Genomic DNA, 25,031 nt, shown 5'->3' with positions numbered 1-25,031 from the left:
GTTCTCCTATGACTGAACTTGTGTCGTATCGATTCGCTTCAGGTAGCGGCGGGCGGTTGTATCGATGTCGTCGGGCTTGCGTGCGTTTGCGGCGAACCGGCGCAGCAGATTCGGTTCTTCCAATATGCTGCGCATCGCTGCGGCGAGCGCGCGGGCATCGTTGGGCGGAACGGTCATGCCGTTGACGCCGTGCTCGACCATTTCAGCCATTCCGCCAATATTGCTGGCGATGACCGGGCGCCCCTGAGCCTGGGCTTCCTGAATGACCAACGGTGCATTCTCCCACCAGACCGAGGGAACGATGGTACAATCGACGGCGGCCACCAGATCGCCGATATCTTCACGGCGATAGGGGCCTCGGCGCTGTACCGAAGCCGATGTTTCGGCAAAGCGCCGATCGACCTCGTCGACAAAGGCCTGGCTCTGGAAGGGCGCGCCGCCATGGACTCGAAGCTCGAAATCGAGGCCATCGACCAGAAGCTGGTGCGCGGCGTCGAGCAACACCGTTATCCCCTTCCAGGGGTTGAGATTTCCGAAATATCCGAAGACCGGCTTTCCACCCTCAAGCAGCTTTCTTCCAACGCCGGCATCTCGGCTGGGGATACCATTGGGAATGACGCTGATCTTATCCGCATCCAATCCCCATTGCACGAAGCGCTCCCTTAAAAAGGCGCTGGGCGAGACGAAGTGGTTGACCGTGCTCAGCAGGGCCTTCAAGTGGCTTTCGCGCAAGGTAAAGCGGTCGAGCGGAATGTCCTTGAAACAGCTGTGGCAGCGGTCGGGGCTGGACTGGTGACACAGCTCTTTGCTGCCGGTGCGCACCATCAGGCCGTCATGATGGCAAATGGGGTAATAGTCATGCAGTGTCATCACGATCTGGCATTGGGGCAGGGTGCGGCGGACAATGTGCGGAAACTCGGCGCCAAGCAGCAGCAGGTGGTGGAGGTGAACCACGTCCGGCCGGAAATCGCGCAGCAGCTCGGTTAGGTCTGGCACGATGCCATAGAGGTCGATCTGGCTCATGAAGAAGCGGTCGAAATGTCCGGACCACAACAGGATTTCGTCTCCCGCTTGACCGATGCTCTGAAAACTCGTGCCGGGCCTTGCTTCGCGATGAATCTGGTTCGTGGCGCCGAGAAACAGCGCTTCGTGACCCTCGCGCTGGTAGGCGCGAAACAGGTCGTGCGCGAATATCTCCGTCCCGCCTGGATGAAGAGACGGATGGTTGTGAGCGGCCACCAGGATGCGCTTGCTCATCGGCCGCTTCCCCGCCGCTTCGACACGATGAAGTCCTGATGGTGGCTCGCTTTGGTGCCGCGCCAATGGCCCAGCGATTTTAGGGCGACGGAGAGGCCGGCGCGTTCGAGCGCCTTGTCCAGAAAACCGTCCTCGAAGCCGATTGCGGCAAGGCGCGGCTGGTTTGGGACGAACCAGCATGGGCTTTCGCGATAGCGTTGGAAAGCAAGACGCGGATCGCGCCGCCCGTGTTCGTTTGCCGCAGCGATCTGGTCGATCACGAACGCTGTCATAAACAGGCGTCCTCCGGGTGACAGAACCCTGCGGACTTCTGAAAGGTAGACGAGGACTTCTGCGGGCGGCAGATGCGTGACCACGGAGGTCATGATCACGAAGTCGAAATGACGGTCCGGAAAAGGCAGCGCCAAGGCCTTTCCGCTGATCTTGCCGTCTGGATTATAAAGCTCGTGTGCTATGTCCAGCCGCTGGAAGGAGAAATTGGGGTAGGCGGGCGTGACCGTACGCTGGCACCAGCCAATACCGTCTTCGACGGGATCAATGCCATCGTAGCGACTTGTTTGCGGATCGAGATACTGGGTGAGCGGCACCGCCATCCGGCCGATACCACAGCCAATGTCGAGCACACGGCTGTCTTCGCGCAGGCCGCCGATGCGAATGAAATAACCGAGAAATTCGGCTCCGATCGCGCGAAAATCTCCATCTCCCACGAAGACGTTGGTGGTATCCGGTTGCGGCAGGAAACGATTTGCCCGTACGGATTCGTTGAGCCAGCGAATACGGTCTTCATCGATCAGTCTGGCCGGCGCGGGCGGTTGCAGGAGTGCCGCTTTCGTCATGCTGCGCTCCTTTCCTGTATTTTCTCACCCGTAGCGGCGGGGTGATGTGGGTCCCTATCGCGTTGGTTCGCCATCAGCGCGCTGATGTCCTCCTCCCAGCGCTGCGTGTGCAGCCATGAATTGTACTGGCTGGCAACGCCTCGCATGTAGTCCTGGCTGCGGCGGATCGAGCGGCGTTCGAAATGATAGAGGCATGCCGCCGGCTCATAGACTATCTGCAACCCGAGACGGCGGATCTTGAGGCAGAGGTCGCTGTCTTCGTAATCGCCGATCACGTAGTCGTCGGTGTAACCGCCAACGCGCTCGTAAGTCTCCCTGCGGGCCACGAGGCAGGCGCCGGTGACGCCAGGGACATCACGGGTCTGCTGCGCCGGCCGGTAGTCACCAGGCATGCCCTTGTGGAAATGGTGGTTTAGCCAGATCCCGCGCTGGTCGCGGCCGAAATAAAGCCCCGCATGCTGCAGCGATCCATCTTCGAAGATCAGTTTCGGACCGATGGCACCCAGTGTCTTGTCTTCCAGCAGCGCCCGCGAAAGGATCTGAAGCCAGCCGGGCTTGCAAGGCACGACATCAGAATTGAGCATCACCAGGATGGAGCCGCGTGCGAAACGTGCGCCGGCATTGCAGGCGCGCGCGTAACCGCTGTTGCGGTTCATAACCACCAGTTTCATCGGCAACCCGTGCAGAAGGTGCAGTCCGCCCAGCAGATGCTCCGTCTCATCCTGGATTTCCGGTGAATCGAGTACGTAGATGACCTCCGCGTTAGCGGCGAGCCAAGGGTCCGTGGCCAACCCCGATAATTGAAAACGCAGGAAATCAAGAACCTTGTAGAGGGGCACGACAATGGAAACGAGCGGCGCGTCTTTCTGAAGGCTGTAGTCCTTTGTGTCGTCGACCTCGATGGTCCTGCCCAATCGTCGTTCAATGTCCTGAAGGGCGGGGGCCAGAATTGTGCGGAAAGCATCGTCGACTGCATGTTGCGGCGGAACGGCGCGCAGGACATGGTTTCGCTGGATCGCGGGCTCGAAAGGCTGTGGCTTGGGTATGAGCGGTCTGACCGCTCCGGAAGCGAGACGCATCTGAAATCGCGGTTGCAGCAGCGGTCCTGGGGACTCCGTCAGTGGAATCCAGGCAACGAAACCCGTTACATCCGTCTTGCCCTTTTCATCCTTGCCTTGCGCCCATGCAGGGAATTTGTAGTTGTTTCCGTCGAGCGGCACAGGGGTGCCGTCTTCCTTGACATAGTCGATGCCGGAGAAGGCCGATGATGGTGCATGAAACCAACCGCCGGCCAGAAGGCCGCCGTCGAGCGCCAGAGCGAGATCGACTTCACCGGACGGGTGCATCGACGACTTGGCAATCCGGCTCTCCGCCAGCGGGGTGCGCGTTTGAAGGTCGATGGCAGTGGCGGCGCCGCCCTCCGGCAACAGGGCGAGTTGACGGATGATCATTTCGCGCAATTCCACCGCCTCGCGGTTTTTGCTCCACCAACCCGGAAGGCTGGCATGGCGCGGCTTGGCGTCAGGCAGCTGGCGAATGGCGAGGCCATTCTTGCTCAGGAGAACGAAAAGAAACGGAGGGGAGGGCACGTGTGCCATGAAATGGCACGATTGCAGGCCGTTTTTCCCATCGCGCCCGAGCACGAGCCTGTCGGCCATGCGCTTGATCGACGTGGCACCGATCGCATAGATCGCTGTGATCTCGCCCAGATCCGGATTGATCGCGGTCTCGATCAGATGGCGCCCCTGCGCAATCTGGCAGACGACACTGGCGGTCTGCCGTTCGGGCGCAAGCGTGTGAATGGCGTCTTCGACCACCATGTTGAAAAAAGGGTCGCCGGCGATGCGGAAAGCGCTTCGCCAGACAGTCAGCAGGTTGTTGACGAACTTGATGCGGCCATCCGGCGCGAGATCGGCGAACAGGGCCTCCACATCGAGAGGCGCGAGCGCGCGTGCAGGTTGCATAACGATAGTATCGACCGTCGTGCCGTGCTCCGTGCAAATGTCCACAGTCACCGGTCGCTGTTCTGGTCTCATCGCCCAGAACATGCGTTGCTTTCCGTTGCAAAGCGGCAGCGTCATGCTGACGAGCGGCACTGGCGACTGCTCCATGGACAACAGGCACCTCGTATTGGCGGGAAGGACTGGGGGAAGGTCCCATATGAGGACGGCAAGGTCGATACCGAGCCGAAAGATCTTTGCGTTGCTGAAAACGCCAGTGGCGTCTATCGATTCGTCGAACGTCACAGGCGGCCCCTCTGGATCGGAATAGCGCGCCCTACGGGAGGAAGCAGGGCGCGCGAGATTCAGGTTCAATGAACGGTGAAGTAGTTCTCGGGATTGGCATGGATGTCGTTGGCGTCGACATTGACTAATGTGAGTGTGTCGCCATGGCCGAGATCCACGATGACGTTGCCGCCGACCTGCGTGACACGCGAGGCTAGGTCTTCGGGCGACGTCACATCAAGACCATTGATGCCCCTGGAAATCTGCAACAGATCCTCGCCCGCCGTAAAGTCGAGAATGACGTCATTCCCGCCGCCGCCGTCGAAGACAAAGACGTCATGGCCAGCACCGCCTGCAAGGATGTCATTGCCGGCACCGCCGTCGAGGATGTCGTTGCCATCGCCGCCATAAAGTATGTCGTTGCCCTTGCCGCCGGACAAAAGATCGCTTCCGTGTCCGCCGAACAGAATGTCGTTGCCCTTGTCGCCGTACAAGAGGTCATCGCCCCAGCCGCCGACGAGGGTGTCGTCACCGTTCTCACCGTTCAGCAAGTCGCTGCCTTCGCCGCCGAACAGGGTATCGTTTCCCTTTCCGCCGAACAGCAGGTCGTCACCGTCACCGCCGAACACAATATCGTGCCCGTTCCCGCCGTTCACGAAATCATCGCCCCCATGGGCGCGAATGAAGTCGTTGAAACGGGAGCCGAACAATGCGTCGTCGTACGCTCCGCCTTCCAATGTGGCCATCTGCCTCTCCTCTTCAGATTGATATGCACGCGTTGTCGGCGCAGGGTGCGACGATCTCGCGTTTGAAATGTGCACTGCAAAAAAAAGCAACGCAAGCATATCTTGGAAAGATATGTCAGATTTTGAGAAATATTTTTCTCAAAATGAGTCTTACGAGTGTTCCAATTCGAAAATCTAGGAGATTATGAAGTAAATTCCCCAATATTTACTTTGAAATAACTTCAAAAGTAAAAGTATTTTACCTTTGATGGCCGCACTGCAGCATTTTAATCCTCCCTGAAGGCTCGATTGAAGCTCTCGAGGACCGGTGAGGTGAGGTAGTCGATCGCACGGCGTGACTCATGGATGATCAGCACCTCGGCTGGCATGCCGGGAGATAGGCGGACGTCAGGGTTTGCCTTGAGCGACGCCGCGTCGAGCTTGGCACGTGCGACGAAAAACGCGCTGTTTGATTTTTCATCGACGGACTGGTCCGCAGCGACATATGTGATGGTACCTTCCATTGGCAGGCGGGAGCGCTGATTATAGGCCGTCAACCGGACTTGCGTGTGCGAGCCCACGGCGATGCTGTCAATGTCGCGAGGATTGACGCGCATCTCGACCAGAAGCGGCTCATTTTCCGGAACGATCTCGAGCAGTGGCTGGCCGGGCGTGACCGCGCTGCCGGGGGTGCGCACCAGAATATTACTGATGATACCCGCCTGCGGAGAGCGGATCTCAAGGCGGCGTAGCACGTCCCGCGAAGCGGTGATCTGCTCTTCGACATCCGCGAGGTCGACGCGTGCCGTTGTGATTTCCCCGGCGATGGTCGACTGAAACTCACTTTCGATTCCGGTCAGCCCAAGCTGCGCGCCCGCCCTTGCTTTTTCGGCCTGGGCCCTGCCGCCGGCGAGTTCACCCCTTTCCCTTGCAAGCTCGCTTAGCTTGGAGTCTATCTCGATGAGCCGCGCGCGCGATGCTGCGCCTTTTTGCACCAGGGTTGCTATCGCCGTCCGCTGGTCGTTGATGAGGCCGATCTGCTGGTCGACCGCCTGGGTCTGAATGCGGAGTGATGTTGTCTGTTCGAGGTACTCTTCGATGGTTTTTTTCTGGACCTCGATGCGCCCGTTTTTGGTCTCGCGCCGCTTTTCGAAAAAGACCGTCTCGGCCGTGACGGCCTCATCGACTGCAACGGTCTGTGCGTTGCCGAAATCGCTCGGAAAGCGGATGTGCAGCAGGTCGGCCTGCTCGGCCTTCAGCCGAGCCAGTTTAGCGATCAGGCCAATGCGCCGGATTTGGAGCGAGTGCAGGCTGGAGCGGGCTCGCGTATCCTCGAGCTCGATCAATGGCTGCCCGGCGGAAACCTTGTCGCCCTCCTGAACAAGCAGACGGCTCATCACCCCGCCTTCAAAGTGGCTGATGGTCTTTCTCTTCGAATCAACGATGACCGTGCCGTTGGCGACCGTCGCGCTGCTGAGTTCGGTGGAAAACGCCCAGGCAAAAAATCCACCGAAGGACACGAGGATCGTGGCGATCCCCGCGATGACAAGGCGGCGGAGTGGCGAGCCGTTATCAAGCTGTTCGAATTCCAAGTCCAAGGAGCTGACATTCCGCGACACCGGCTGATACAATGGTAAGTGACGCTCGGAAGGGGCCGGGCGCACCGCAAGAGGCATCTTCTCCGTCATATCGCGGCCACCTCGCGGCGTGCTTCGCCCGGCATTGTGGCCGGGATCACATCCGTTCGAGGCCCGAACTGTGTGATGCGGCCGTTTTCGAGCACGAGCAGCTTGTCGGCGACTTGCATGATGGCTGGCCTGTGAGCGATTAAAACGACGATGGCGCCGTCACCGCGCGCGTGCTGGATTGCCCGGATAAGGGCCTGCTCTCCAATCGCGTCCAGGTTCGCGTTCGGCTCGTCGAGCACGATGAGGCGAGGTCTGTTGTAGAGGCAGCGCGCCAACGCTATGCGCTGCCGCTGCCCTCCGGAAAGGGTCAGATGTCCGTCGCCGACGGGCGTGTCATAGCCAAGTTGCAGGCGTCCGATCATGTCATGGATGTCAGCCAGTCGCGCCGCTTCCAGCACTTTGTACGGGTCGCTTTCGGCCATCCGCCCAATGTTTTCTCGAATCGTGCCTTCCAAAAGCGATACGGATTGCGGCAAATATCCAACCACTTGGCCGAACGAACTGCGCTCCCAGAGATAGGTGTTGTTGCCGTCGAGAAAGACACCGCCGGACGTGGGCCGCAAGATTCCGACCAGCAGGCGCGCGAGGGTCGATTTGCCTGCCGCTGAGGGACCGACCACGCCCAGAACCTCGCCCGGAGAAAGGGAAAAAGAAATGCCCTTGATGATCGGCACATCCAGTCCAGGGGCTGCGTAGACCAATTTATCGACCACGATGTCGCCTGACGAATGCGGCGTGGGCATCGTTTGGCGGATCGCAAGGTCCGCCGTGAGGGCGGCCTCAAGGCGGCGCCAGCCCGCGATCGCCAGAACCCACTGGCGCCAATTGTCGATGATCGAATCAAAGGGGATGAGGAGGCGGCCGACAAGAATGCTCGATGCCATCATCGCGCCGGGCGTGATTGCCTGCTCCAGCACCAGAAACGCTCCGGCTGCCAGGGTTACGATCTGGATGGAATAGCGCAGGCTGCGGGTGATGGACGACATCGCCTTGCTCCTGGTCCCGCTCGCTTCAAAGGCGCTGAGGGCCTGCATTTGCAGGGCGCGCCAACGATTCGCCAACGCCGGCAGCATGCCCATCGCCTCGATAGCCTCGGCATGCCGCAGCGATGCGCCAATCTTGGATACGGCCTCGATATTTGTCTGGTTCGCTTCCTTGGTGAGCTGGCGTGTCAACATGTCCGTGACCACACCGCCACAAAGGAGGAGCGCCGCGGAGACAGCCCCGATCAGCCCGAAAAGCGGATGCAGAATAAAAAGGGCGCCGAGGAAGATCGGTGACCAGGCCGCGTCGAGGGGCGCGGTGACCGCTGACGAGGTCAGGAAACTTCGCAATTCTGAGATATCGCGAAGCGACTGGGTCGCGCGCGACAGGCCCTGGTCGACCGAGGCCTGAACGGCGGCGGTAAGGACCGGCGTGTTTAAACGGCGCACGAGTGCGCCCCCGATGGCTTGGAAAGACAGGGCGCGGATGAATTCCAGAACCCCAAGCACCACGAGGGCGCCGATCGCCAAAATGGTGAGCATGACGAGTGTGTCCATGCTCTGGCTGTTGAGCACCCTGTCATGAACTTGCAGCATGAATAGCGGCATCGTCAGTTGTAGCAAATTGAGACATACGCTAAGCGCTGCCGCATAGAGCAACCCGGACAAGAAGACACGCTTTGCTTGCGACATTAGCAATCCCGGGTTGTTTTTGTCTTTGCCTCCCCAAATTTGACTCTTGCTTATTGTCTCATTTTGAACAGTATCACGCATGGCGATTTGCCTTGAGTTAACGTTGTAGCCATCTTCTGAAGGGCAGAATTGGTTATAACTGTGCCGAAGTGTAGTAATGCCCCTGCCAATCTGGCACAGAAGGGAGGGCTTGTGCAAGCTTGGGTTATTCAGGGGTAATGAGCATATTAGGAAACTACTTCTAATTTTGAAGTAATTTTCTAAATAGGAGCGTGAAATGAAGGAAAATAGTGTGCTCAATCTGTCCGTAATTGATAATGATCTAGGAATTCGAAATAACGGTCAGGCAGCACAATCGGACATCGGGCAGTCTCGGGATGCGGAGTTTGGTGACCTCCGGCAGGTTACATATTTCGAGCTGGCTCGCCTGATGGAGCGGGCAAGTCGACGGTTTGCAGGCCTTATTCGAGCGGAGCTGACCAAGCTTCGCGTCGATGACATCGGGCCGGCACAGGCGATGATTCTTCTGGCGATCGGCGACTCGGAGCTGTCGGTCGCCGAGCTTCTGGATCGTGGGCACTATGTTGGTTCCAACGTTTCCTACTATCTGAAGCAGCTTGCCGACGGCGACTATATTGATCGCGTTGCTTCCCAGCGCGACAAGCGGTCCGCACGCATCAAGCTGACGGAGAAGGGGCGGCTATTGAGGGCAAATCTCCGCGACGCGGCAATGACCTATGAGCGCGCGGTGAATCGTGGCGACCAGGACCAGCGGATGCTTGAGACGGCCTTCCAGACGCTGCACCAGCTAGAACTGGCCTGGGGTACCAGTTCACGGTTTGGCGTCTAAGTGGTGAGTGATTCCGTGGACCTGGCAATGGTGGACTAGGCGCGATGCACGTGGCGTTTGTTCATCGGCGGGGTTTCGGCCAGTTCGCTGCCTTGGCCACCCATCTCGTGCAGGCGGGCAATGAGGTAAGCCTCATCACCGAAACCATAGATCAAAAGATTCCATCCGTTCGCGTCATTCGGCATCGCGCAGAATCAGGTCCGCGCGCAAATCCAGACATGGCCCGGCACATGGGTACTCCCGATCATCACGCGCGGATCGGCCATCGCGTCGCCGATACGTTCGACGCCATGGGGCGGCAGGGGCTGGTGCCCGACATGGTCGTTGGCCATATCGGTTGGGGCAGCATGATGTTCTTGAAGGATGTGCTGCCGCAGGTGCCCGCACTGGGATATTGCGAGTTCTTTTACCGATCTGAAGGGGCGGACATTGGGTTCGCCCCCGACGAACAACCTGATTTGGAGACACGAAAGAGACTACGGCTGCGTAACATCGCGCAGGTCTTGTCCCTTGAGGCGATTGAGGCTGGCATCAGCCCCACCCACTGGCAGAGAAGTCTTTACCCTGCCGACACCCAGGGGCGCATTTCGGTGTGTCATGATGGTGTCGATACGGCGCGGTTTCGGCCGAACTCGACGACTTCCGCCACGCTTCCGGACGGACGTGTGCTCAATTCCGGTGGCCCTCCCATCGTTACCTTTGTCGCGCGCGACCTGGAGCCGTACCGCGGGTTTCCGCAGGTTTTGCATGCCGCCGCCAAGGTTGTGCGCCAGCGCCCTGATGCGTTGTTCGTTTTCGTTGGCGGAAATGGCGTCAGCTATGGTGTGCCGCCGCCCGGTGGCGGGGCTTGGAAGGATCATCTTCTCAAATCGCTGGATATACCGCCGGAAAATATCCTCTTTCCCGGCGTGGTGCCGCATTCTGTTTTGCGGCAGATTTTCCAAATCTCGGCCGCGCACCTATACTTCACCTATCCGTTTGTTTTGTCATGGTCGATGTTAGAGGCGATGGCATGCGGAGCCCTGATCATCGGATCGGATACTGCGCCTGTCCGGGAGGTCATACGCTCCGGCCGGAACGGCCTGTTGGTGCCGTTCTTCGACACGGATGCACTCGCTGAGGCCGTCCTGGGTGCCCTGAAAAATCCGGAGGGCCACTTGGGGATGCGTGCCGCGGCGCGCCGGACGGTCGAGAGGCGCTTCCGCTTGACGGATTGTCTTGATTATCAGCAGGGCCTTCTTGAAAAACTGGCTGGAAAGTCATTTTCCCGCAGTTATGCTGTGGAAATGTGAACATTAATTCGATTTTTAAAGTATATATGAAATATAATTATTCGATTTTGTTGAATTTCTCCATTGTGCACCGCAATGTTAGTTGTTAGCGTTATTGTGGGTCGCGCCGGATGCTTCGCTTAAGCAATTGTCTAACCGGCGTATTTGTTTTTGTTTTGACATAATTCTTCAGGGGTCTTGCGTGCAAGGGTTGATGTCTTCCGCCATTGGGAAACGACTGGTAACGAGAAAGCTGATAGCGGCATCGGACCGGGATCGATCATGCTTCGAGGGGAGCGATATCGAGCATCTGGTCCTGTACCCCGAGGTGAATGGTCATTCTCCGGCGACATTGCAGAATGCTTTTCCCTTGATCGCCGTCGCTTTTTCCGACGAGGGAGAGGCGGATCTGAAAGAACGTCTGACGGCTCTTGGGTCGCTGGGGACGGTTCCTCCGATGGCCGTTCAGCGGCTTGATCCAGCCAACACGACCGACAGTTTCCCGCTTCTGCGGTCATTGACCGAGGGCGGCGTCGGCCGGATCGCCCGATACAGCGCTTCAATCACCTCGGAGCTTGCCCTTTTGCGACGTGAACGCGAGACGCTGCTGGAAAACTACCGGGCACTCGAAGATGCGTTCCAGGCGCGAAACTGGGAGCCGGTTTCCGAGATTTTCTCCCACGATCCCTATGCCGATCCTAAGGACGAGGGGATCGGACAGCTGCTTGCTACTGCCTTTGTCGAGCAATTGCTGCCGGTATCCAGTCTTGGTGTGGCAGGATTTGCGCTTCACCTGCACTCGGTGCCGAGGATCAGCGGCGAGCTTGTCGTCGCGTTGAGCTATCTCGAGAGCGGCGAAGGGGTCGCCGAGTGGATCGTGCCCTACGCGCAACTCGTGGCGACTTGGAATTTCTTCTCGCTGCCCCGGGCTTGCGGAGGAGGGGCGCGCACGCTTCGGCTGCGGATTTCATCGGCTGGGCCAGAAACTGTCGGCCTTTCGCTCGGATACCCGATCGCCGGTGAGCGCTATTCGGCGCGTTCGGAGCTTCCGCATCCGGATCTCGACCTGCGTCCGTTGGCGTTCAAGGTGTTCACGGGACTGCCGGGAGTGAAGCCCGCCATAACGCACAACATGATTGCGCCGACCGGCCTGCTCGAAGGTCAGTACATCGTCGACTACCGACTAGCAGTGGACCTGTTGAGCCAGATCGTCGACGTTTCGGTTACGCCTATGGTTCCGGAATTCCAGACAGTACGTTTTCTTGAACATGAGCATGCTATCGCCTGTCACCCGCTGCAGAGCGGTATAACGGCGGGTGCAGTCAGTCGTGCCGTCGCGCCAGGAACGATCTCTTTTTCGGCGAATGCCGCTATCGATCATCCTGAGGGCCGGCCTGCGGCGGTCAGCTTCCTGCTTGCGCCGTCGAATTCGAATGCGCGCTCCGAAGTGGCCGAGCTTGCGCGAAAGGGTACGGCCAAACCGTCGGCATTCTTCAGCGGATGGCGTGAGGTCACCTCCAGTCACGTCGTTAACATCAGCATTCAGCTGAACGAGCCGGCGCTCGGCCCAATGGATCTGATCATCCTCAGTCGTGCAGTCACGGATTCGGTCGATTTTTCCTGGCTCAAGGTGTCCGGCTTCAGGCTGGTCAAGCAATCGACGGAGGCCATCGATGTCGGGTAGCAGGGAATCATTGGACCTGATCGCCGTGGCGATGCCGCTCTACGGTCACGCGGCACTCGCTCTGGAGGCGATTGAGTCGGTGCTTGCATCAAACCTGAGCACCGGCAGGCTTGCCATCGTCGTTTCGGTCGACGGCGATCCACGGCATGAGACGTTCGATCAACTGTTGCTCTACGCTGCGACCCACCCGTTCATCCACGTGCTGTTCGGTCAAAACGCAGGTCCGGGCGGCGCGCGCAATCGCGCCATCGACTTCGTCCTCGAACACTTCGCCGAGGCGAAGGCCGTTTATTTTCTCGACGCCGACAATCGCATTCTTCCCGGCACCATCGAGACGCTTTACCGGCAACTCGTCTCTAGCGGTTGCGGGTGGGTCTATACGAATATCGACACGTTTTCGGTCAGCTGGCGCGCCCATTACGGCAACCAATATTCGCGACTGGTCCACTGCATCACCGACAATATCTGCGATACGGGATCGATGATCTCGATTGACGTTTTTCAGAGCGGCGTTCGCTTCAACGACGACAGGCAGAACGGTTTCGAGGATTGGGAATTCTGGCTGTCCTGCATCGAGCACGGTTTCGTCGGCACGCCTTGCCACGATACTGTCTTCGAATACAGGTTGCGGGCGGAGAGCCGCTTCAAGGAAGCCAACCGTGATCGCGCCACGTCGGTTAGTTTCCTGCGCAAGCGCCACATGCCGTTGTTCCAACGCCCGATGCTGGTGGATTTCGAACACGAGGATTGCCCGCGTTACCTGTTTGCGCGAACGGAAGATACGGCGATCTCCTTCTTTACCGATCCCACCAAGCCACCTGCGATGCTTCGCCTCGACGATATTATTCCAGCGTTCTGGGGTAATATTGGCGAACCCGATAATGAACATTTCCCGCCTTTCATGGTTGCTGGAAGCGGCGCTGCGCTCGACCTTCTGCGGCGTTCACGCATGCTGCCGAACGTGCTTGCCCATCTTGAGCGCCTGAGCGAGACCAGCAATGTCGTCTTCGTCCAGCTTGCCAACGATGCCGCCCAGCGGAAGATCGAGCCGATCGTTCATGGGCCGGGTGCACAAAAAATCGGTCCCGCCGATCTCGTTTTCCTGTCGACCCGGCTCGTCCAGGAGGTGGTCCAGAACAATGCCGTGGACTGGTTCGCCTCGATCGCAAGCCAGCAGGTATGGCCGACATCGGCCGTTTTGAAAGTGCGCTTTCCTTTTCCAAGAAGCCTGCCGCGCCGCGCGTTGAGCACGCCCCAGCAGGTGATGATCAATTGTCTCAACGCGATTGCCACAAGCCCCCTTCGCGAGACGGCGGGCAGGCGGTGGACCTGGCGTCCCGCACGGCTCGTACCCTACACGGAGTTGCACAAGGCGCTGCGCAAGGAAGTCGGAGGATCGCCGGTCCTGCCGCTCGGGCATAGCGAAGGCAAGCGGACGGTGGCGCTGCTTGTACCGAACGCCTCGTTCGGCGGAGCCGAAAAGGTCGTGTATGCCGCCGCCCGGGAATTGAAGGCAGCGGGTTACGAGACCCATCTCTTCGTGCTCGGCACGTCCCGGATGGACGTGATCGATGAATTCGATTCCTGCTTCGACTACATTCACTTCTGGGAGGCGGGAATTCCAGCCTGGGGAGGATCGGGTTCTTTCCTCGGGCAGGATTTTATCGCCGAGGGGCATTCGGTCGACTGGGAGGCGTTAAAGGGACAGCTTTCCGGTTTCGATCTCGTCATCAACAACCACGTGATGGCCGTGCATCCGCTCATCGCGCGGCTGCGCTCCGAAGGCACGCGTACTGCTTGCTATCTTCACGTCGTGGACAATACGATCTTCAAGCGGCCTGCTGGCCAGCCCTTCGCAGCGATCGCCCACGAGCACTGCTACGATGCCTTCCTGACCTGCTCCGAACAACTGAAGATCTATCTGCACAGCTATGGCGTCCCGCACGAAAAAGTCTTCGCCGTTCCCAACGGTGCGAGCTTCTCGGTGCCGCCCAAGGCCCTGGCAGAGGTTCTCGCCGTCCGGCGCATCGATCGCAAGGATGACCGGTTGCGGCTTCTTTACATGGGCCGGCTCGATCAGCAGAAGGGTATCGACCGGCTGGCGGCAGCGCTCGCCATATTGCGGGCTTCCAATGTTGATTTTGACGCCCGCGCCATCGGAGGAGAAATCCTTGCCGATTCAAAAGGTTCCTGGAGCGAACGGCTCAAGGACTTGGGTGTCGACGTGCGGCCGCCCGTCTTTGCAAGCAAGGAACTGATCAAGGCGCTGGGCTGGGCCGACGTTCTCGTCATGCCCTCGCGGTGGGAAGGCGCACCGCTGATGATCGCCGAGGCGCAGCAGCTCGGCTGCGTGCCCATCGCGACAGCCGTCGGAGCCGTGGATGAGCTTATTTCCGACGGCGAGGACGGCATACTCATCAATGCGGCTTCCGATCCTCAGGTGGTGCGGGAGATGGCGCGGATCATCGAAGAGGTCGCGCGCAATCGCGAGATGCTTGCTCCGCTCATGGAGGGCTGCATCAGGACTGCTGCCCACCGGTCATGGGCTTCATCCTTCTCGGATTTCCTCTCGTGGAGCGATCGGTCCGTGAAAAATTCTTCCCTGTCCCGCGCCGCGGTCTTTCGCGAGCAAGCGGTGGCAAATCCCGTGGTCGCGGCAATTGGCTGATTGCCGGGCCGCTCCTCTGAAACAGAAAGGTCTAGTCGAATGCGTCCGCGAATTCTCGTGACGGGTATCCCTGGTCACTACACACGTCTTGTCAATGGCGCTCAAGGCTTGTCCGTCTCCTATGCCGAGCGGCAGCCGCAGCCGGAAACGAAAGACGAGTTTCTGCTGGAGATGCGCAACATCAGCAATACCGGGAATTATCTCATCGGTGAGGGTGCCCTGCGCGCTCTCGCGCCGCATGCCAAGCACATTCCCTTCTGGCACCTCTACAATTTAAGCAAGAGCGGCAGCGGGTTCGACGAGTTCAACGCAAACTTCGATATCTGCGTCTTCACCTGCGCGAACCTCTTGCGCAAGGGGCTCTCCGCGGATGCCGAGGCGGATGTCCTCAGCCGGCTCAACATGCCGATCGTCATGCTGGGCATCGGCCTACAGAACCGCAAGGACCTTGAGAACAATCTTCCAGAGGGAACGAAGCGGCTTCTGGCCGTCCTGAAGGAGCGTGAACACTACTTCCTGACACGCGGCTACGAGTCGGCAGGCTTCCTGAAGGATCAGGGCTTCTCCTTCGTGCGCCCGACCGGTTGCCCTTCCGTCTATTTCATGCCGGACAACATGCGCCGGTCCATGAAGAAACTGCCGGGTGTGGAAATCGGCAAGGCGCGGACCATTTTTTCGGGCTATCTAGGCGGCAATCAGGATGCGATCCTCGATGCGAATGCGCTGGCCCCGCGGGGCACCGTGCCGCAATACGTTGTGCAGGACGAGTTCCTCCACTTCGACATGAAGGTGGAGCCTAACGACGAGGGACGTGCCTATGATTCCTCATCAGGCCTGATGATCGGCAATGTCGCCTATCCCGGCACGGAGCGGGAGAAGCAGCGGTTCGAGGTGCGCACCTTCTTTGACAACAACCAGTGGCGCGCCTGGGCCTCGTCGATGGACTTCAATTTTGGCCGTCGTTTCCATGGCTCGATCATTGCCATGCAGGCGGCCGTGCCAAGTCTGATGGTGGCGGTGGACGACCGCATGCGCGAAATGCTGGGTTTCACCGGCCTGCCGGCTGTCGATATCACGGATGTCGATAAAGCGGAGAACCGCGCCGAGTTCGTGGCCGATCATTTGGCAAAGCTCAACACCACCGAACTCGTCGACCGGTATTCCGACCGTGAGCGCGCCTTCCGCACCACACTTCGTGAAATCGGCATCGGTCTCTAGCGGCCGAACGGCCATCACCTTCGGATCAAAGGACAGTTATGCGTATCTTGCTCACAGGAATTCCATCCTACTTGCAGCGGACGATTGCGGACGTCTCCGGCACGACCGTTATTCACCGACCCTATTTCGACGAAACCAGGACCAAAAAGGATCTGCTTTCGCAGGTCAGGAAGATTGCCAATACTGGTAACTATCTCATCGGAGAAGGGGCGGCTGCGAGCTTGCGCGGTCACGACGTCACCTATCTGCCGTTCTGGCATCTCGCCAACAATCGGGACTCGAACGAGCTCTACGAGCAAGTGAATCGCGAATTTGATTTGTGCGTCTTTGCTGCCGCAAATCTGCTACGTCCGGGCTACTCCGCCGACCTGGAAGCGGAAATCTTCGCGAAACTGAACATGCCGATTGTGGTAATGGGCATCGGCATCCAGCGGAAAGAAGGCCTCAAAGAACAGCTGCCGGCCGGCACACTCAAGTTCTTGGAAGTGCTGCGCAACAAGGAAAGTTTCTTCCTCACACGCGGCTACTTCACCGCCGAATTCCTCAGGGAACAGGGGATGAAATTCGTCAAGCCTACGGGTTGCCCGTCGCTCTACTTCTCACCGGACGACATGAAACGATCGCTTTCGGCGCTTGCCAATCCTGGACTGGCAGAAGCCCAGAAGATAGTCTTCGGCGGCTATCTCGGCAGTGTTGCCGATACGATCGTCGATGCGCATGCCTTGCTTAATCCTGAGAGCGTCGCAAGCTATGTCGTCCAGGACGAGCTGGTTGCCTATAACCTCTCGCTTACCGGCGACGACACTGACAATGTCTATGATCGGGCGAGCGGGCGCATCACTGGCGCGACCGAATACAAGCATTCGGAAAAATGGCAGCGGAAATCCGAGCTGCTGGTTTATTTCGACACGAACCAGTGGCGGGGCGCGATGTCCTCGCGCGATCTCTGCTTCGGCCGCCGTTTCCACGGTTGCATCATCGGTATGCAGGCCGGCACACCCGCCCTGATGATCGCCGTCGACGACCGCATGCGGGAAATGCTGGAATTCATCGGCTTCCCCTATATCGAGGCGTCCACCTGGAACCGGGAGGCGGACAAGCGCGCATACCTGTCGAATTTCCTCGCCAAGATCGACACGCAAGCCGTGATCGACCGCTATTCCGCTTGCGAGGCGAATTTCCGAAATGCTTTGGGGCAGATTGGACTTTGAGAGGATGAAAGCGGCAGCGCGCATGGGCGCGCGCCTCGCTTGCGCGCTGGCAGTGTTCTGGGCCTTTGCACCCGCGCCGCCGGTGGACGCAGACGATGTGTTCCCCGATCGCATCGGCATGAACCGGGTAAACCTCGCTTGGCTTTCCCGCGCCGATCAGAACCGCGTGCTGCAGGAAATTGCGGCAAGCGGCATCACCCACGTCCGGCTTTCGCTGTCGAGACCGATGGACAAGAGCATCGAAGCGGTCGAAATCGCGGAACGGCTGGGGCTGAAAATCCTTATCGAGATCCAGCTCGGCAACAAGGATTACTATGCGGTGGGGGTGCGCCCTCGCACCGGTTTCGGGCGCATCTGGGATGTTCTGCGGCTTTCGGATCTTGACCTCGATCTTTACCGAGCGCAGCTGCGCTCGGCGCTTCGCCGCATTGATGACATGGGCATCCGCATCGATGCCGTCGAGCCCGGAAACGAAATAAACTACAGTGCCTACAATGGCGACCTCGTCGTCTACGAAAAACCGGGGCGGCAGACACCGCGCAACGTTTCGGAACTCGCCGATCGCCCGGCCTTCGAGCGCGGGCTCGACGCATATGTCGGCGCCGTTCGGATCACCCGGGAGGAATTGCAGGCAACGGTCCATAGCCGCGGTGCGCTGCTGATTTCCGCAGGACTTTCCGATGTCAGCGCAGACGAGGCCGACTATCGCGGGAGGGAGCGGCTCGATCCTGGTGCGTTCGTCTCGCTCCTGCGGGAACGGGGGATCGACGCGTTGATCGACGGCTATGGCATTCATGTCTATCCGGGGCGCAGAGGTGGCGCGGCGCTTGCACAGTATGTGACCGCGCTTCTGGACTTTTGCCAACCTGAAGGGGAGGGCAAGCCGTGCTGGGTTACCGAATGGGGCATTGCCAACACCACGCTTTCTTGTCCGATCGACGACCGGAAGCGAGAAGGGGCGATTCGCGCCATGCGCCGCGTCTTTCGGCAACTGATGGCGGAGCGAACACTGGAAGCGGTCTTCTACTATGATTGGGATACCCAGCCGGTCTACAGCGTCTGGCGTTGCGGTACCTTGAGCCCGGCCGGCGTTGCGGCCATCGAAACGGATGCCGGCGAGGATCGGTGAGGATCGGTGAAATGACCAATGTGATCTGTTCCCTTCCTGTATTTCCCGGTCTTAGATTATCTGGCCAGTTTCGGCGTCCTTGCGCACCCAACGTGTCGTTTCAACCGCCGCCTATGTGGCCGTCGCAGAGACGGCGACCCGTCGCGAAGTATCAATCATCCATCGCGAGCAGGCTCCAGCGCCTCCCTGTCACGAAAACAGCTCCCGGAATAGCAGGGGGCCAGCCTCTTCCTCTGCAAGGGCGTCGTGGTTAGCAGCCTCGCGGAGGGCCTGAAAGTCGGACTGGTCTCCGACCCTAGTACCGCCAAGCCGGACCGTCACCGAGAGATGGTGCTCCTGTCCGGCTGTGAAAGTGGTCTCGTCTATGCGCGCGCGGATGCGCTCGCAGAAGTCTCTTGCGTTTTCTGTTGCTGTGCCAGGCAGATAGATCCCGAGTTCGTCGGAAGAGAGGCGGGCAACAAGATCACCGTAGCGTACACAAGAATGGACGATCTGAACAATCGATTGAAGCAGTGTATCTGCCCATTGAGGACCATAACGACGACCGATCTCATCGAAATTGCTGATACGGAGAACGAGCATGACGCCATCCGGGTTTTCCGCAGTGCTCAAGCGCCTGCGATCAATCGCGTGCTCGACCGAGGCCGCAAATGCGTTGGCGCGCAATGTACCCGTGACAGGATCATGCTGCAGGGCGTGCTGAAGCTCTTTTTGCATATCACGAAGCGCTTCGTTTCGTAGGCGAAGAGCCAATTGAAGCGGAAATGTAACAGCTACCGTTAGTGACGCCACGATGGTCAACTCTACCCAAAACTGACGGTCGGGAACAAGCAGGCTTAATACATAAACGAGTGCGATCGCCCCAACGGCACAGCCAAGGGTGCCGAGCGTTGCCATCTTGATATGCGGGACTATTGCGGCTTGGCGAGAACGAAATTGCAGGGTCATCGGTTAATGGAGCTTTTGCAGGGGATGCTATCTTTAGGGGATTCGGTGGAAATATCGGGTGAATAAATCTGACTGCATTTTAGCAATCGGCTACACAAAACTTGATCATCATGCCAAACAGAGTGTCGCGTGTGAAAAACACTGCGGTTCGATTGCCCTCAAGGCGTTGTATCCGCGCGAACCTCTTTACCGGCGTAACCGCGCAGACGTTTATAATCGGCTGGGGTTAAGAGCGTCCAGGTAAGTTCCGTCTCCCCGACCGGCCGGTTTGCGCTTAACGTCTAGAATTGCGTCAGACAACGCAAAAATCGCAATGTGCCTTGTCTCACAAGGGCTGGACTAAAACACGGGCATCGCATATCCCCGAGCTTTCTTTCAACGGTGAACTGTCGATGAATGATCCCATCGCCACCCAAGGTCTTCAAATTGAAAAAAATCCAACGCAGTTTTGCTGTTGAATATAAAAACGGTCGGCGAAAACCAGATGCCAGGTCGAACTCTATCTGGGGGAACATGGATCTCAAATCTGTGGCGCTCGCGATGGAGGAAGAGACGATGCTCTTGCCGGATGCCCAACTTGCCAGAACATCCGACGGCGAAATTTCTCCTTCAAACGCTAAGCCAGCAGTGTTCTCGTTGACACCGCCGATTGGGCAGAACAAAACTGTTGCAGTGATAGAGGAGACAACAATGGCTGACGAAATCGATACAATCACCACTGAAGCGCCGGCCGTTGCGGAAACGCCTGTCGTACCAAAAAAGCAGCGCAAACCTCGAGCGACAAAGGCGACCCTGGAAGCAGTCTCGGTTGAAGTTGCAGCGGAACCCTCCATTGTCTCTGGCAAGCAAAAGCGTGGACGAAAAGGGAAGCCCGTTGACAACGCCGGCGCTGTAAAACGTGCACCTGTGAAACGCTCTCCAAAGGCCGTGCAAACAATGCCTGCCGTGCTGACGCCTGCCGAGGCTGCGGGCGATGAGATGACGGACATCTTGCAGCTGGAAGAAGAAAACCAAAGGCTCCGCAAGCGGCTGGCAGAAAAACTTCGGACCGAAAACGCTGATCTGCGTAAGCGGCTGAACCTCGACTGAAAGATGTAGTCGGCCAATCGCCGACCGCATTTCTGTGTTAAGGGAGACGGTGTTCGGCGGCGGCCATGACTGCCGCCAGATGGCAACCGCTCAACCTGTATGCGGATAGTAACGCGAGGTCGAAGTGATGGCGTCACCCTGGAAGTTTTTTAACCGGCTTATCTCACCGCGACGACAGCGAAAGCAGGATGATACTGCAATTGGTATCGAGCCGGATGTCGCGGCGATCTCGGAGCAGACGGACACCCCAGTCGGGGAGAACGTCGACCAGCCAACACGCGAGACTCCAGCGCCCTTCATTCAAATAGAACCATTTTCGGCAGAGCCCAAACCGCCGATACAGACCGGCCGCGACGGCCAGGACACGCCGCAAAGCGATAGTGACGGGGGTGCAGGAACCTCTAACCCCGCGACACAAGGTATAGGCGCCACCATCGCATCTGCCCCTTCAAGGGAGAGATCAGGTGCTAAAGCTATGGGGAAGAGAAGAGGGCGTGCTGAGAAGATCGCTACGGATGAGGGTGTCTCGCAACCAGCTGAAGTCGTTCCCAAAATTTCGGACGAGATCATACTGGATCATGAAATCAGGATGCTTCGAATTCAACTGACAAGCAGGCTAAGGCTGCAGAACGACCAATTGAAAAAAATGTTGGAGCGGTTCGAACGTTGAACCAGTGGCGATATTTGACCACTTGAGGGCGCATTGCGTCACGCGACTAATGTTAAACAGGAAGCGTAGTTTGACAAGACCGTCGAGCGCGCCACTTCCGGCTGCCCAGGGTTTCGACAAAGCGCATAGCTTTCCAGCCGACAGTTGCGAACCGGTGCGAAAGGCCGCAGGCAGTGGTCGTTGCAACTATTTTGATTGCGAGGTGTGCTATGAAGGGATGCGGTGAGAAGCAAGGCAACAGGCATGCTGAGCGCTGACGCAGTCAATGCCCACACGGAATCAGTTCAATCAAGCGCATTTTTCGTGCGCGAGCATCGTCCCATTCGTATGCCATGCTTATTCCTCCGAGCGGCAATGCAGGTCTCCGCCTCCACCCACGGCTGCTCAGCAATAGTTTTGAGCCAGCGGAATGCATGATTTTGACTATCGAGCGTAAAAAATCCGCCAGACGATTTCTGCTCTCGCTTCATCCGAACCACGCACAGTGTCGAACCGAGGGTAATAATAGCGCGTTTTCCCTGTCGAGAAGTGGCTCAAGCAGCCCTTCGGATTCGAACCATTTAGTTCACGATCGACTCAAAGGTTCTGATTGGCTCTTTCGTACCAGACCTCCGTCTTCCTGCTCGATCAGGTAGGCTAATTTCTCGGCGGAGGCCCTGCGCTTTACTGTTTCGCCTTTGATGGTGCGCTCTACGTCTTCGGTAAAACTTTCTTGAATTTTGCCCTCCGTAGTATACGCGCCCCATTTCCAAGTTACTGTTTGATCTTTTCGAAACCTTGGGTAACAGCAGGTTCCCTGGTGCTAACAAATCTGACTGGGAGCAGTAGTGCGTGCGGTCGCCGCAGGCGGACGTTTAATCGATACCGTGCGTGCCATTGAACACAGTTCGCGCTACAATCCAACGTTCGAACAGGTCGAAGGTGGTGCAATGTCGGGTAATGGTGACTCGAAATTTTTCGACGAACTGACCGTTTTGGACGAGTTCGCTGGCGTGACAGACTTTAACAGCTATAGACCGCTTCCACTGGATTGGGTGCTCGCTGTCGCTGACGTGGTGGATTCGACGAAAGCCATTACCGAAGGACGGTATAAGGCCGTAAATACTGCAGGTGCAAGTGTCATAACCGCTCTTTTGAACGGTCTTGGGAGCTATAAGCACCCGTTTGTTTTCGGCGGTGACGGGGCAATGATGGCATTGCCTGGCAGTCGGCAGGAGGAAGCGGTCGCCAACCTTTCCGCACTTGTCGTGTGGGTCGGGGAAGCGCTTAATTTGGAGATGCGCGCTGCTATCGTTCCGATGGCAGATGTCAGAAACGCTGGCTACGATGTCCAGGTATTACGGTATCGTGCAAGCGTGAACGCCGTCTACTCCATGTTCGTCGGAGGAGGTTCCAGCTGGGCCGAAGATCAAATGAAACGCGGTCGGTACTCGGTGCCAGCGGCTAAGTCAGGTTCCAGGCCTGACTTAACTGGCCTATCCTGTCGCTGGGATCCAATCCCGGCCAGCCATGGCGAAATCCTTTCGTTAATAATCGCCCCAGGCGGCGATGGACTCGGGCCCCGATTTAAATCTCTTCTTACGGATATCCTTCAAATTGTTTCTCAGCAGGCGAGGGATGGGCATCCCTTGCCTCCCAACGGCCCACCGCTTACGCTCACAACCAAGGGTATTGATACCGAGGCACGTGCAACTGCCTCTGAGGGGCGCTTACTGGCTCGTAAACTAGGTATATTCGCGGAAACTATGCTGGCGGTAGGCATCGATTTTCTAGGCCTCCCAATCGGTTCGTTTGATCCGAAAGGTTATAAGGTGGAGGTCGCCGAAAACAGTGATTTCCGCAAATTCGACGACGGCCTAAAAATGACCGTTGATCTCAGCGCGGTGCAGTCAAATCAGATTGAGGACTTACTCGTGAAAGCTGCGGCGTCAGGTGTTTGTCGCTTCGGTATCCATCGCCAACTCGAAGCCCTTATGACCTGCTTCGTGCCGTCACTAGACGCACGAGATCATATCCATTTCGTAGATGGAGCGGGTGGCGGGTATGCTCTCGCTGCAAGCATGATGAAGGCAGATTTTCCCCAAGCGACGCCGCCTGACGAGCTTCCTTAATTGATAACCGCTACCGGCCACCACTGCCCCTTGAATTCATCGGCAGTAAAGGCACTTCCCCTTTCGGCCTGGGGAATAGCAGGCAGTTTTCACGGGAGACGAGCATTGCCGACGAACAGGAATTACGGGACAAATTCTGGAAGGGGTTGAAATCAGACATGACCGTGATGCTTGGTCTGTCCGGCGTTGAAGAAAGCCATACCCGGCCAATGACAGCCCAACTTGACGTGGACCGCGGTCCCATTTGGTTCTTTTCATCGGCCGACTCGTAACTCGTTCAACAGGCCACTGGCGAGGGCCGAGCGGTGGCAACCTTCGTCTCCGAGGGCCACGATATTTTTGCGGCTATCCATGGTAACCTCGGTATCGATAACGACCGCGCACTCATCGATCGTCTTTGGAACAATTACGTTGCAGCTTGGTACGAAGGCGGAAAGGACGACCCAAAACTGGTTCTTCTGAGGCTTGATGCTGAACACGCGGAAAAATGGAAAGGTGGTTCCAGTTTGTGGGCTGAAGTAAAAACTCTGTTCGGTGGGGCCGGGCCAAGCCGCTTGTTCTCGGTGATCGCCGCATGCGTCACCCGCTGGTCCTTGTCGAACACCGTGTAGGGCAGGGAATGCCCCTTCCAACGCACATCCAAGCGACCGTCGGCATAGGCATAAGTCTCGACATAGCGACCGACCAGACCGCGCGTCACATCACTCTCTTCCAGCATGATCCGCTGGCGCTCGAACGAGAACGTCCACTGCGCCCCGTGCTCGCGCTTGCACAGGATCTCGTGTAGTCGATCCGGCGCCAGGTTCATCGGCCGATGCAGGTCTTCCGGCCGGGCAGGGGCAATCGCAAAGCGTGCGTTGTAGTCTTCCATGAAGCCAGGCAAAAACGTATTGCCTGCCGCCATGTCGGCTATCCTGGCCAGCCGCAATTCCTTGACCAACCGATCCTGCAGCGCCCGGTTCATCCGCTCGACACGGCCTTTGGCCTGGCTCGAATTCGCGCAAAGAATCTCGATGTTTAGCTCACACAGTGCACGCCCGAACTGGGTCATGCCCTGGCCAGCCTTGGCATCCTTCTTCGCTACCCGGAACACCGAAATCTTTGAACGCCCACTCGGCACACCAATGTCACCACTCTCGTGGAGCGCAAAAGCCGCTGTACCTTTCTCATCAAGAATCCGAGCCGGCAACCTTTTGCCGATAGTAGAACGTGCTGCGCGAAAGGTCTGCCAATTGCAAGCAGACCGGCAAACGAATGGAGCGGCCTTAACGCCTGAACGGCCTGCGCTTTTTCAGCGGCTGCCGTTCCTGCGCTATGGCCTCCAATTTTTTTAGGTAGGCGTTCTCCATGCGCAGATAAGCAAGGTCCGAAAGCAGTCCGATTCAACGGCGGCGGGTGGTTTGGACATCGATCGTGGTCCTCCTCTGCGGCGCGCGGCCAACGCCTCCAGCCCGCCGCGCTCGTAACGTCTCTCCCAGTCGGCAAAGCAGCCGTTGTTGCGGATGTCAAAGACCGCAGCCACCTGGCGATAGGACAGTCCATCGTCCCACATCCGCTGCAAAACCGCTTGAAGGCCGCATCGTAATGGCTGAACCTGCGGGCTAACCCAGCCAGCCCGTGCGCCGAATGGGCCGCCGCCCATACACGCACCGTCGAATGATCAATGCCGAACCGAGCCGCAACCGTGTGCGCGCCTTCCGCTCGCATAAGTGGCGACAACGCTCCGCTTGAAATCCAAACTATATTTACACATCAAAAAAACCCCCGAAGGTTGA

Annotated in this window: 19 protein-coding genes and 2 pseudogenes; 11 read left to right on the top strand and 10 right to left on the bottom strand. The window is 58.1% G+C overall.

The genetic code is table 11. The features are described from left to right. Positions 1-6 precede the first annotated feature (6 nt). The 6 genes from ACP7BS_RS10660 to ACP7BS_RS10635 all read right to left on the bottom strand — a co-directional run bounded on the left by ACP7BS_RS10660 (position 7) and on the right by ACP7BS_RS10635 (position 8,488). Positions 7-1,257 (bottom strand): glycosyltransferase family 4 protein, encoded by a 1,251-nt coding sequence (locus ACP7BS_RS10660; protein ID WP_426230711.1) that lies wholly within the window; start codon positions 1,255-1,257, stop codon positions 7-9. Further along, entirely contained in the window at positions 1,254-2,093 is an 840-nt protein-coding gene (locus tag ACP7BS_RS10655; protein WP_426237998.1) for a class I SAM-dependent methyltransferase, read from the bottom strand. Before ACP7BS_RS10655 ends, ACP7BS_RS10660 begins: the two co-directional genes overlap by 4 nt. Continuing rightward, on the bottom strand, positions 2,090-4,339 hold the full coding sequence (locus ACP7BS_RS10650; protein WP_426237996.1) for a glycosyltransferase family 2 protein: 2,250 nt from the start codon (positions 4,337-4,339) through the stop codon (positions 2,090-2,092). Before ACP7BS_RS10650 ends, ACP7BS_RS10655 begins: the two co-directional genes overlap by 4 nt. 65 nt (positions 4,340-4,404) lie before the next feature. Beyond that, on the bottom strand, positions 4,405-5,064 hold the full coding sequence (locus ACP7BS_RS10645) for a calcium-binding protein (protein ID WP_426230708.1): 660 nt from the start codon (positions 5,062-5,064) through the stop codon (positions 4,405-4,407). A gap of 266 nt (positions 5,065-5,330) precedes the next feature. Further along, positions 5,331-6,731 carry an HlyD family type I secretion periplasmic adaptor subunit gene (locus tag ACP7BS_RS10640; protein ID WP_426237994.1) on the bottom strand — a complete coding sequence of 467 codons (1,401 nt, stop codon included), beginning with the start codon at positions 6,729-6,731 and terminating at the stop codon, positions 5,331-5,333. Further along, the gene (locus ACP7BS_RS10635) at positions 6,728-8,488 is read right to left on the bottom strand and encodes a type I secretion system permease/ATPase (RefSeq protein WP_426230706.1); all 1,761 of its coding nucleotides are present in this window, start codon (positions 8,486-8,488) and stop codon (positions 6,728-6,730) included. The genes ACP7BS_RS10640 and ACP7BS_RS10635 overlap by 4 nt, the downstream gene beginning before the upstream one ends. A 196-nt stretch (positions 8,489-8,684) precedes the next feature. On the opposite strand from ACP7BS_RS10635, the gene ACP7BS_RS10630 reads away from it, so the two are divergent. From ACP7BS_RS10630 to ACP7BS_RS10600, 7 genes are all read left to right on the top strand, one after another. Continuing rightward, positions 8,685-9,257 (top strand): MarR family transcriptional regulator, encoded by a 573-nt coding sequence (locus tag ACP7BS_RS10630; RefSeq protein WP_426237992.1) that lies wholly within the window; start codon positions 8,685-8,687, stop codon positions 9,255-9,257. A 44-nt stretch (positions 9,258-9,301) separates the two neighbouring features. Beyond that, positions 9,302-10,549: a glycosyltransferase family 4 protein gene (locus ACP7BS_RS10625; protein WP_426237990.1), complete on the top strand. Its 1,248-nt coding sequence runs from the start codon at positions 9,302-9,304 to the stop codon at positions 10,547-10,549. A 193-nt stretch (positions 10,550-10,742) separates the two neighbouring features. After that, positions 10,743-12,212 (top strand): DUF6212 domain-containing protein, encoded by a 1,470-nt coding sequence (locus ACP7BS_RS10620; RefSeq protein ID WP_426238081.1) that lies wholly within the window; start codon positions 10,743-10,745, stop codon positions 12,210-12,212. After that, complete coding sequence (locus ACP7BS_RS10615; protein WP_426237988.1) at positions 12,202-14,880, top strand: glycosyltransferase; 2,679 nt, start codon at positions 12,202-12,204, stop codon at positions 14,878-14,880. Before ACP7BS_RS10620 ends, ACP7BS_RS10615 begins: the two co-directional genes overlap by 11 nt. 39 nt (positions 14,881-14,919) lie before the next feature. Then, positions 14,920-16,098: a polysaccharide pyruvyl transferase family protein gene (locus tag ACP7BS_RS10610; protein ID WP_426230702.1), complete on the top strand. Its 1,179-nt coding sequence runs from the start codon at positions 14,920-14,922 to the stop codon at positions 16,096-16,098. Between the two features lie 38 nt (positions 16,099-16,136). Further along, entirely contained in the window at positions 16,137-17,309 is a 1,173-nt protein-coding gene (locus ACP7BS_RS10605; protein WP_426237986.1) for a polysaccharide pyruvyl transferase family protein, read from the top strand. Positions 17,310-17,331: 22 nt separating this feature from the next. After that, positions 17,332-18,438, top strand: coding sequence for a glycoside hydrolase (locus ACP7BS_RS10600; RefSeq protein WP_426238079.1), 1,107 nt, complete (start codon positions 17,332-17,334; stop codon positions 18,436-18,438). A 189-nt stretch (positions 18,439-18,627) separates the two neighbouring features. Here ACP7BS_RS10600 and ACP7BS_RS10595 read toward each other — a convergent pair whose 3' ends face one another. After that, on the bottom strand, positions 18,628-19,335 hold the full coding sequence (locus tag ACP7BS_RS10595) for a GGDEF domain-containing protein (protein ID WP_426237984.1): 708 nt from the start codon (positions 19,333-19,335) through the stop codon (positions 18,628-18,630). A 477-nt stretch (positions 19,336-19,812) separates the two neighbouring features. Here ACP7BS_RS10595 and ACP7BS_RS10590 point away from each other — a divergent pair, with 477 nt between their 5' ends. Then, a complete protein-coding gene (locus ACP7BS_RS10590) occupies positions 19,813-20,475 on the top strand; it encodes a transcriptional regulator (RefSeq protein WP_426230774.1) in 663 nt (220 codons plus the stop codon). A 127-nt stretch (positions 20,476-20,602) separates the two neighbouring features. Next, entirely contained in the window at positions 20,603-21,145 is a 543-nt protein-coding gene (locus tag ACP7BS_RS10585) for a hypothetical protein (RefSeq protein WP_426237982.1), read from the top strand. A 565-nt stretch (positions 21,146-21,710) separates the two neighbouring features. Here ACP7BS_RS10585 and ACP7BS_RS10580 read toward each other — a convergent pair. After that, positions 21,711-21,896 (bottom strand): annotated as a pseudogene (locus ACP7BS_RS10580) (DUF2945 domain-containing protein); the annotation flags it as partial. 76 nt (positions 21,897-21,972) lie between these two features. Here ACP7BS_RS10580 and ACP7BS_RS10575 point away from each other — a divergent pair. Together ACP7BS_RS10575 and ACP7BS_RS10570 are read left to right on the top strand one after the other, a co-directional pair. Continuing rightward, complete coding sequence (locus ACP7BS_RS10575) at positions 21,973-23,256, top strand: DUF3095 domain-containing protein (RefSeq protein ID WP_426237980.1); 1,284 nt, start codon at positions 21,973-21,975, stop codon at positions 23,254-23,256. Between the two features lie 305 nt (positions 23,257-23,561). Further along, complete coding sequence (locus tag ACP7BS_RS10570; RefSeq protein WP_426237979.1) at positions 23,562-23,867, top strand: pyridoxamine 5'-phosphate oxidase family protein; 306 nt, start codon at positions 23,562-23,564, stop codon at positions 23,865-23,867. Here the strand turns inward: ACP7BS_RS10570 and ACP7BS_RS10565 are convergent. Then, positions 23,801-24,358, bottom strand: a pseudogene (locus ACP7BS_RS10565) (ISNCY family transposase); the annotation flags it as partial. The gene ACP7BS_RS10570 and the pseudogene ACP7BS_RS10565 overlap by 67 nt on opposite strands. 228 nt (positions 24,359-24,586) lie before the next feature. Next, positions 24,587-24,898, bottom strand: coding sequence for a helix-turn-helix domain-containing protein (locus ACP7BS_RS10560; protein WP_426230696.1), 312 nt, complete (start codon positions 24,896-24,898; stop codon positions 24,587-24,589). Positions 24,899-25,031 lie beyond the last annotated feature (133 nt).

Origin of the sequence: Pararhizobium sp. DWP1-1-3, from assembly GCF_049896125.1 — a bacterium.
GTDB lineage: Bacteria > Pseudomonadota > Alphaproteobacteria > Rhizobiales > Rhizobiaceae > Pararhizobium.
The sequence above is the reverse complement of the archived record's forward strand: the minus strand, read 5'-3'. Positions and strand labels throughout refer to the sequence as shown.

Coding starts and splice junctions, on each gene's coding strand:
- ACP7BS_RS10660 (WP_426230711.1), bottom strand. CDS start 1,257: ATGAGCAAGCGCATCCTGGTGGCCGCTCACAACCATCCGTCTCTTCAT.
- ACP7BS_RS10655 (WP_426237998.1), bottom strand. CDS start 2,093: ATGACGAAAGCGGCACTCCTGCAACCGCCCGCGCCGGCCAGACTGATC.
- ACP7BS_RS10645 (WP_426230708.1), bottom strand. CDS start 5,064: ATGGCCACATTGGAAGGCGGAGCGTACGACGACGCATTGTTCGGCTCC.
- ACP7BS_RS10640 (WP_426237994.1), bottom strand. CDS start 6,731: ATGACGGAGAAGATGCCTCTTGCGGTGCGCCCGGCCCCTTCCGAGCGT.
- ACP7BS_RS10635 (WP_426230706.1), bottom strand. CDS start 8,488: ATGCGTGATACTGTTCAAAATGAGACAATAAGCAAGAGTCAAATTTGG.
- ACP7BS_RS10630 (WP_426237992.1), top strand. CDS start 8,685: ATGAAGGAAAATAGTGTGCTCAATCTGTCCGTAATTGATAATGATCTA.
- ACP7BS_RS10625 (WP_426237990.1), top strand. CDS start 9,302: ATGCACGTGGCGTTTGTTCATCGGCGGGGTTTCGGCCAGTTCGCTGCC.
- ACP7BS_RS10620 (WP_426238081.1), top strand. CDS start 10,743: ATGTCTTCCGCCATTGGGAAACGACTGGTAACGAGAAAGCTGATAGCG.
- ACP7BS_RS10615 (WP_426237988.1), top strand. CDS start 12,202: ATGTCGGGTAGCAGGGAATCATTGGACCTGATCGCCGTGGCGATGCCG.
- ACP7BS_RS10610 (WP_426230702.1), top strand. CDS start 14,920: ATGCGTCCGCGAATTCTCGTGACGGGTATCCCTGGTCACTACACACGT.
- ACP7BS_RS10605 (WP_426237986.1), top strand. CDS start 16,137: ATGCGTATCTTGCTCACAGGAATTCCATCCTACTTGCAGCGGACGATT.
- ACP7BS_RS10600 (WP_426238079.1), top strand. CDS start 17,332: ATGGGCGCGCGCCTCGCTTGCGCGCTGGCAGTGTTCTGGGCCTTTGCA.
- ACP7BS_RS10595 (WP_426237984.1), bottom strand. CDS start 19,335: ATGGCAACGCTCGGCACCCTTGGCTGTGCCGTTGGGGCGATCGCACTC.
- ACP7BS_RS10585 (WP_426237982.1), top strand. CDS start 20,603: ATGGCGTCACCCTGGAAGTTTTTTAACCGGCTTATCTCACCGCGACGA.
- ACP7BS_RS10560 (WP_426230696.1), bottom strand. CDS start 24,898: ATGGGCGGCGGCCCATTCGGCGCACGGGCTGGCTGGGTTAGCCCGCAG.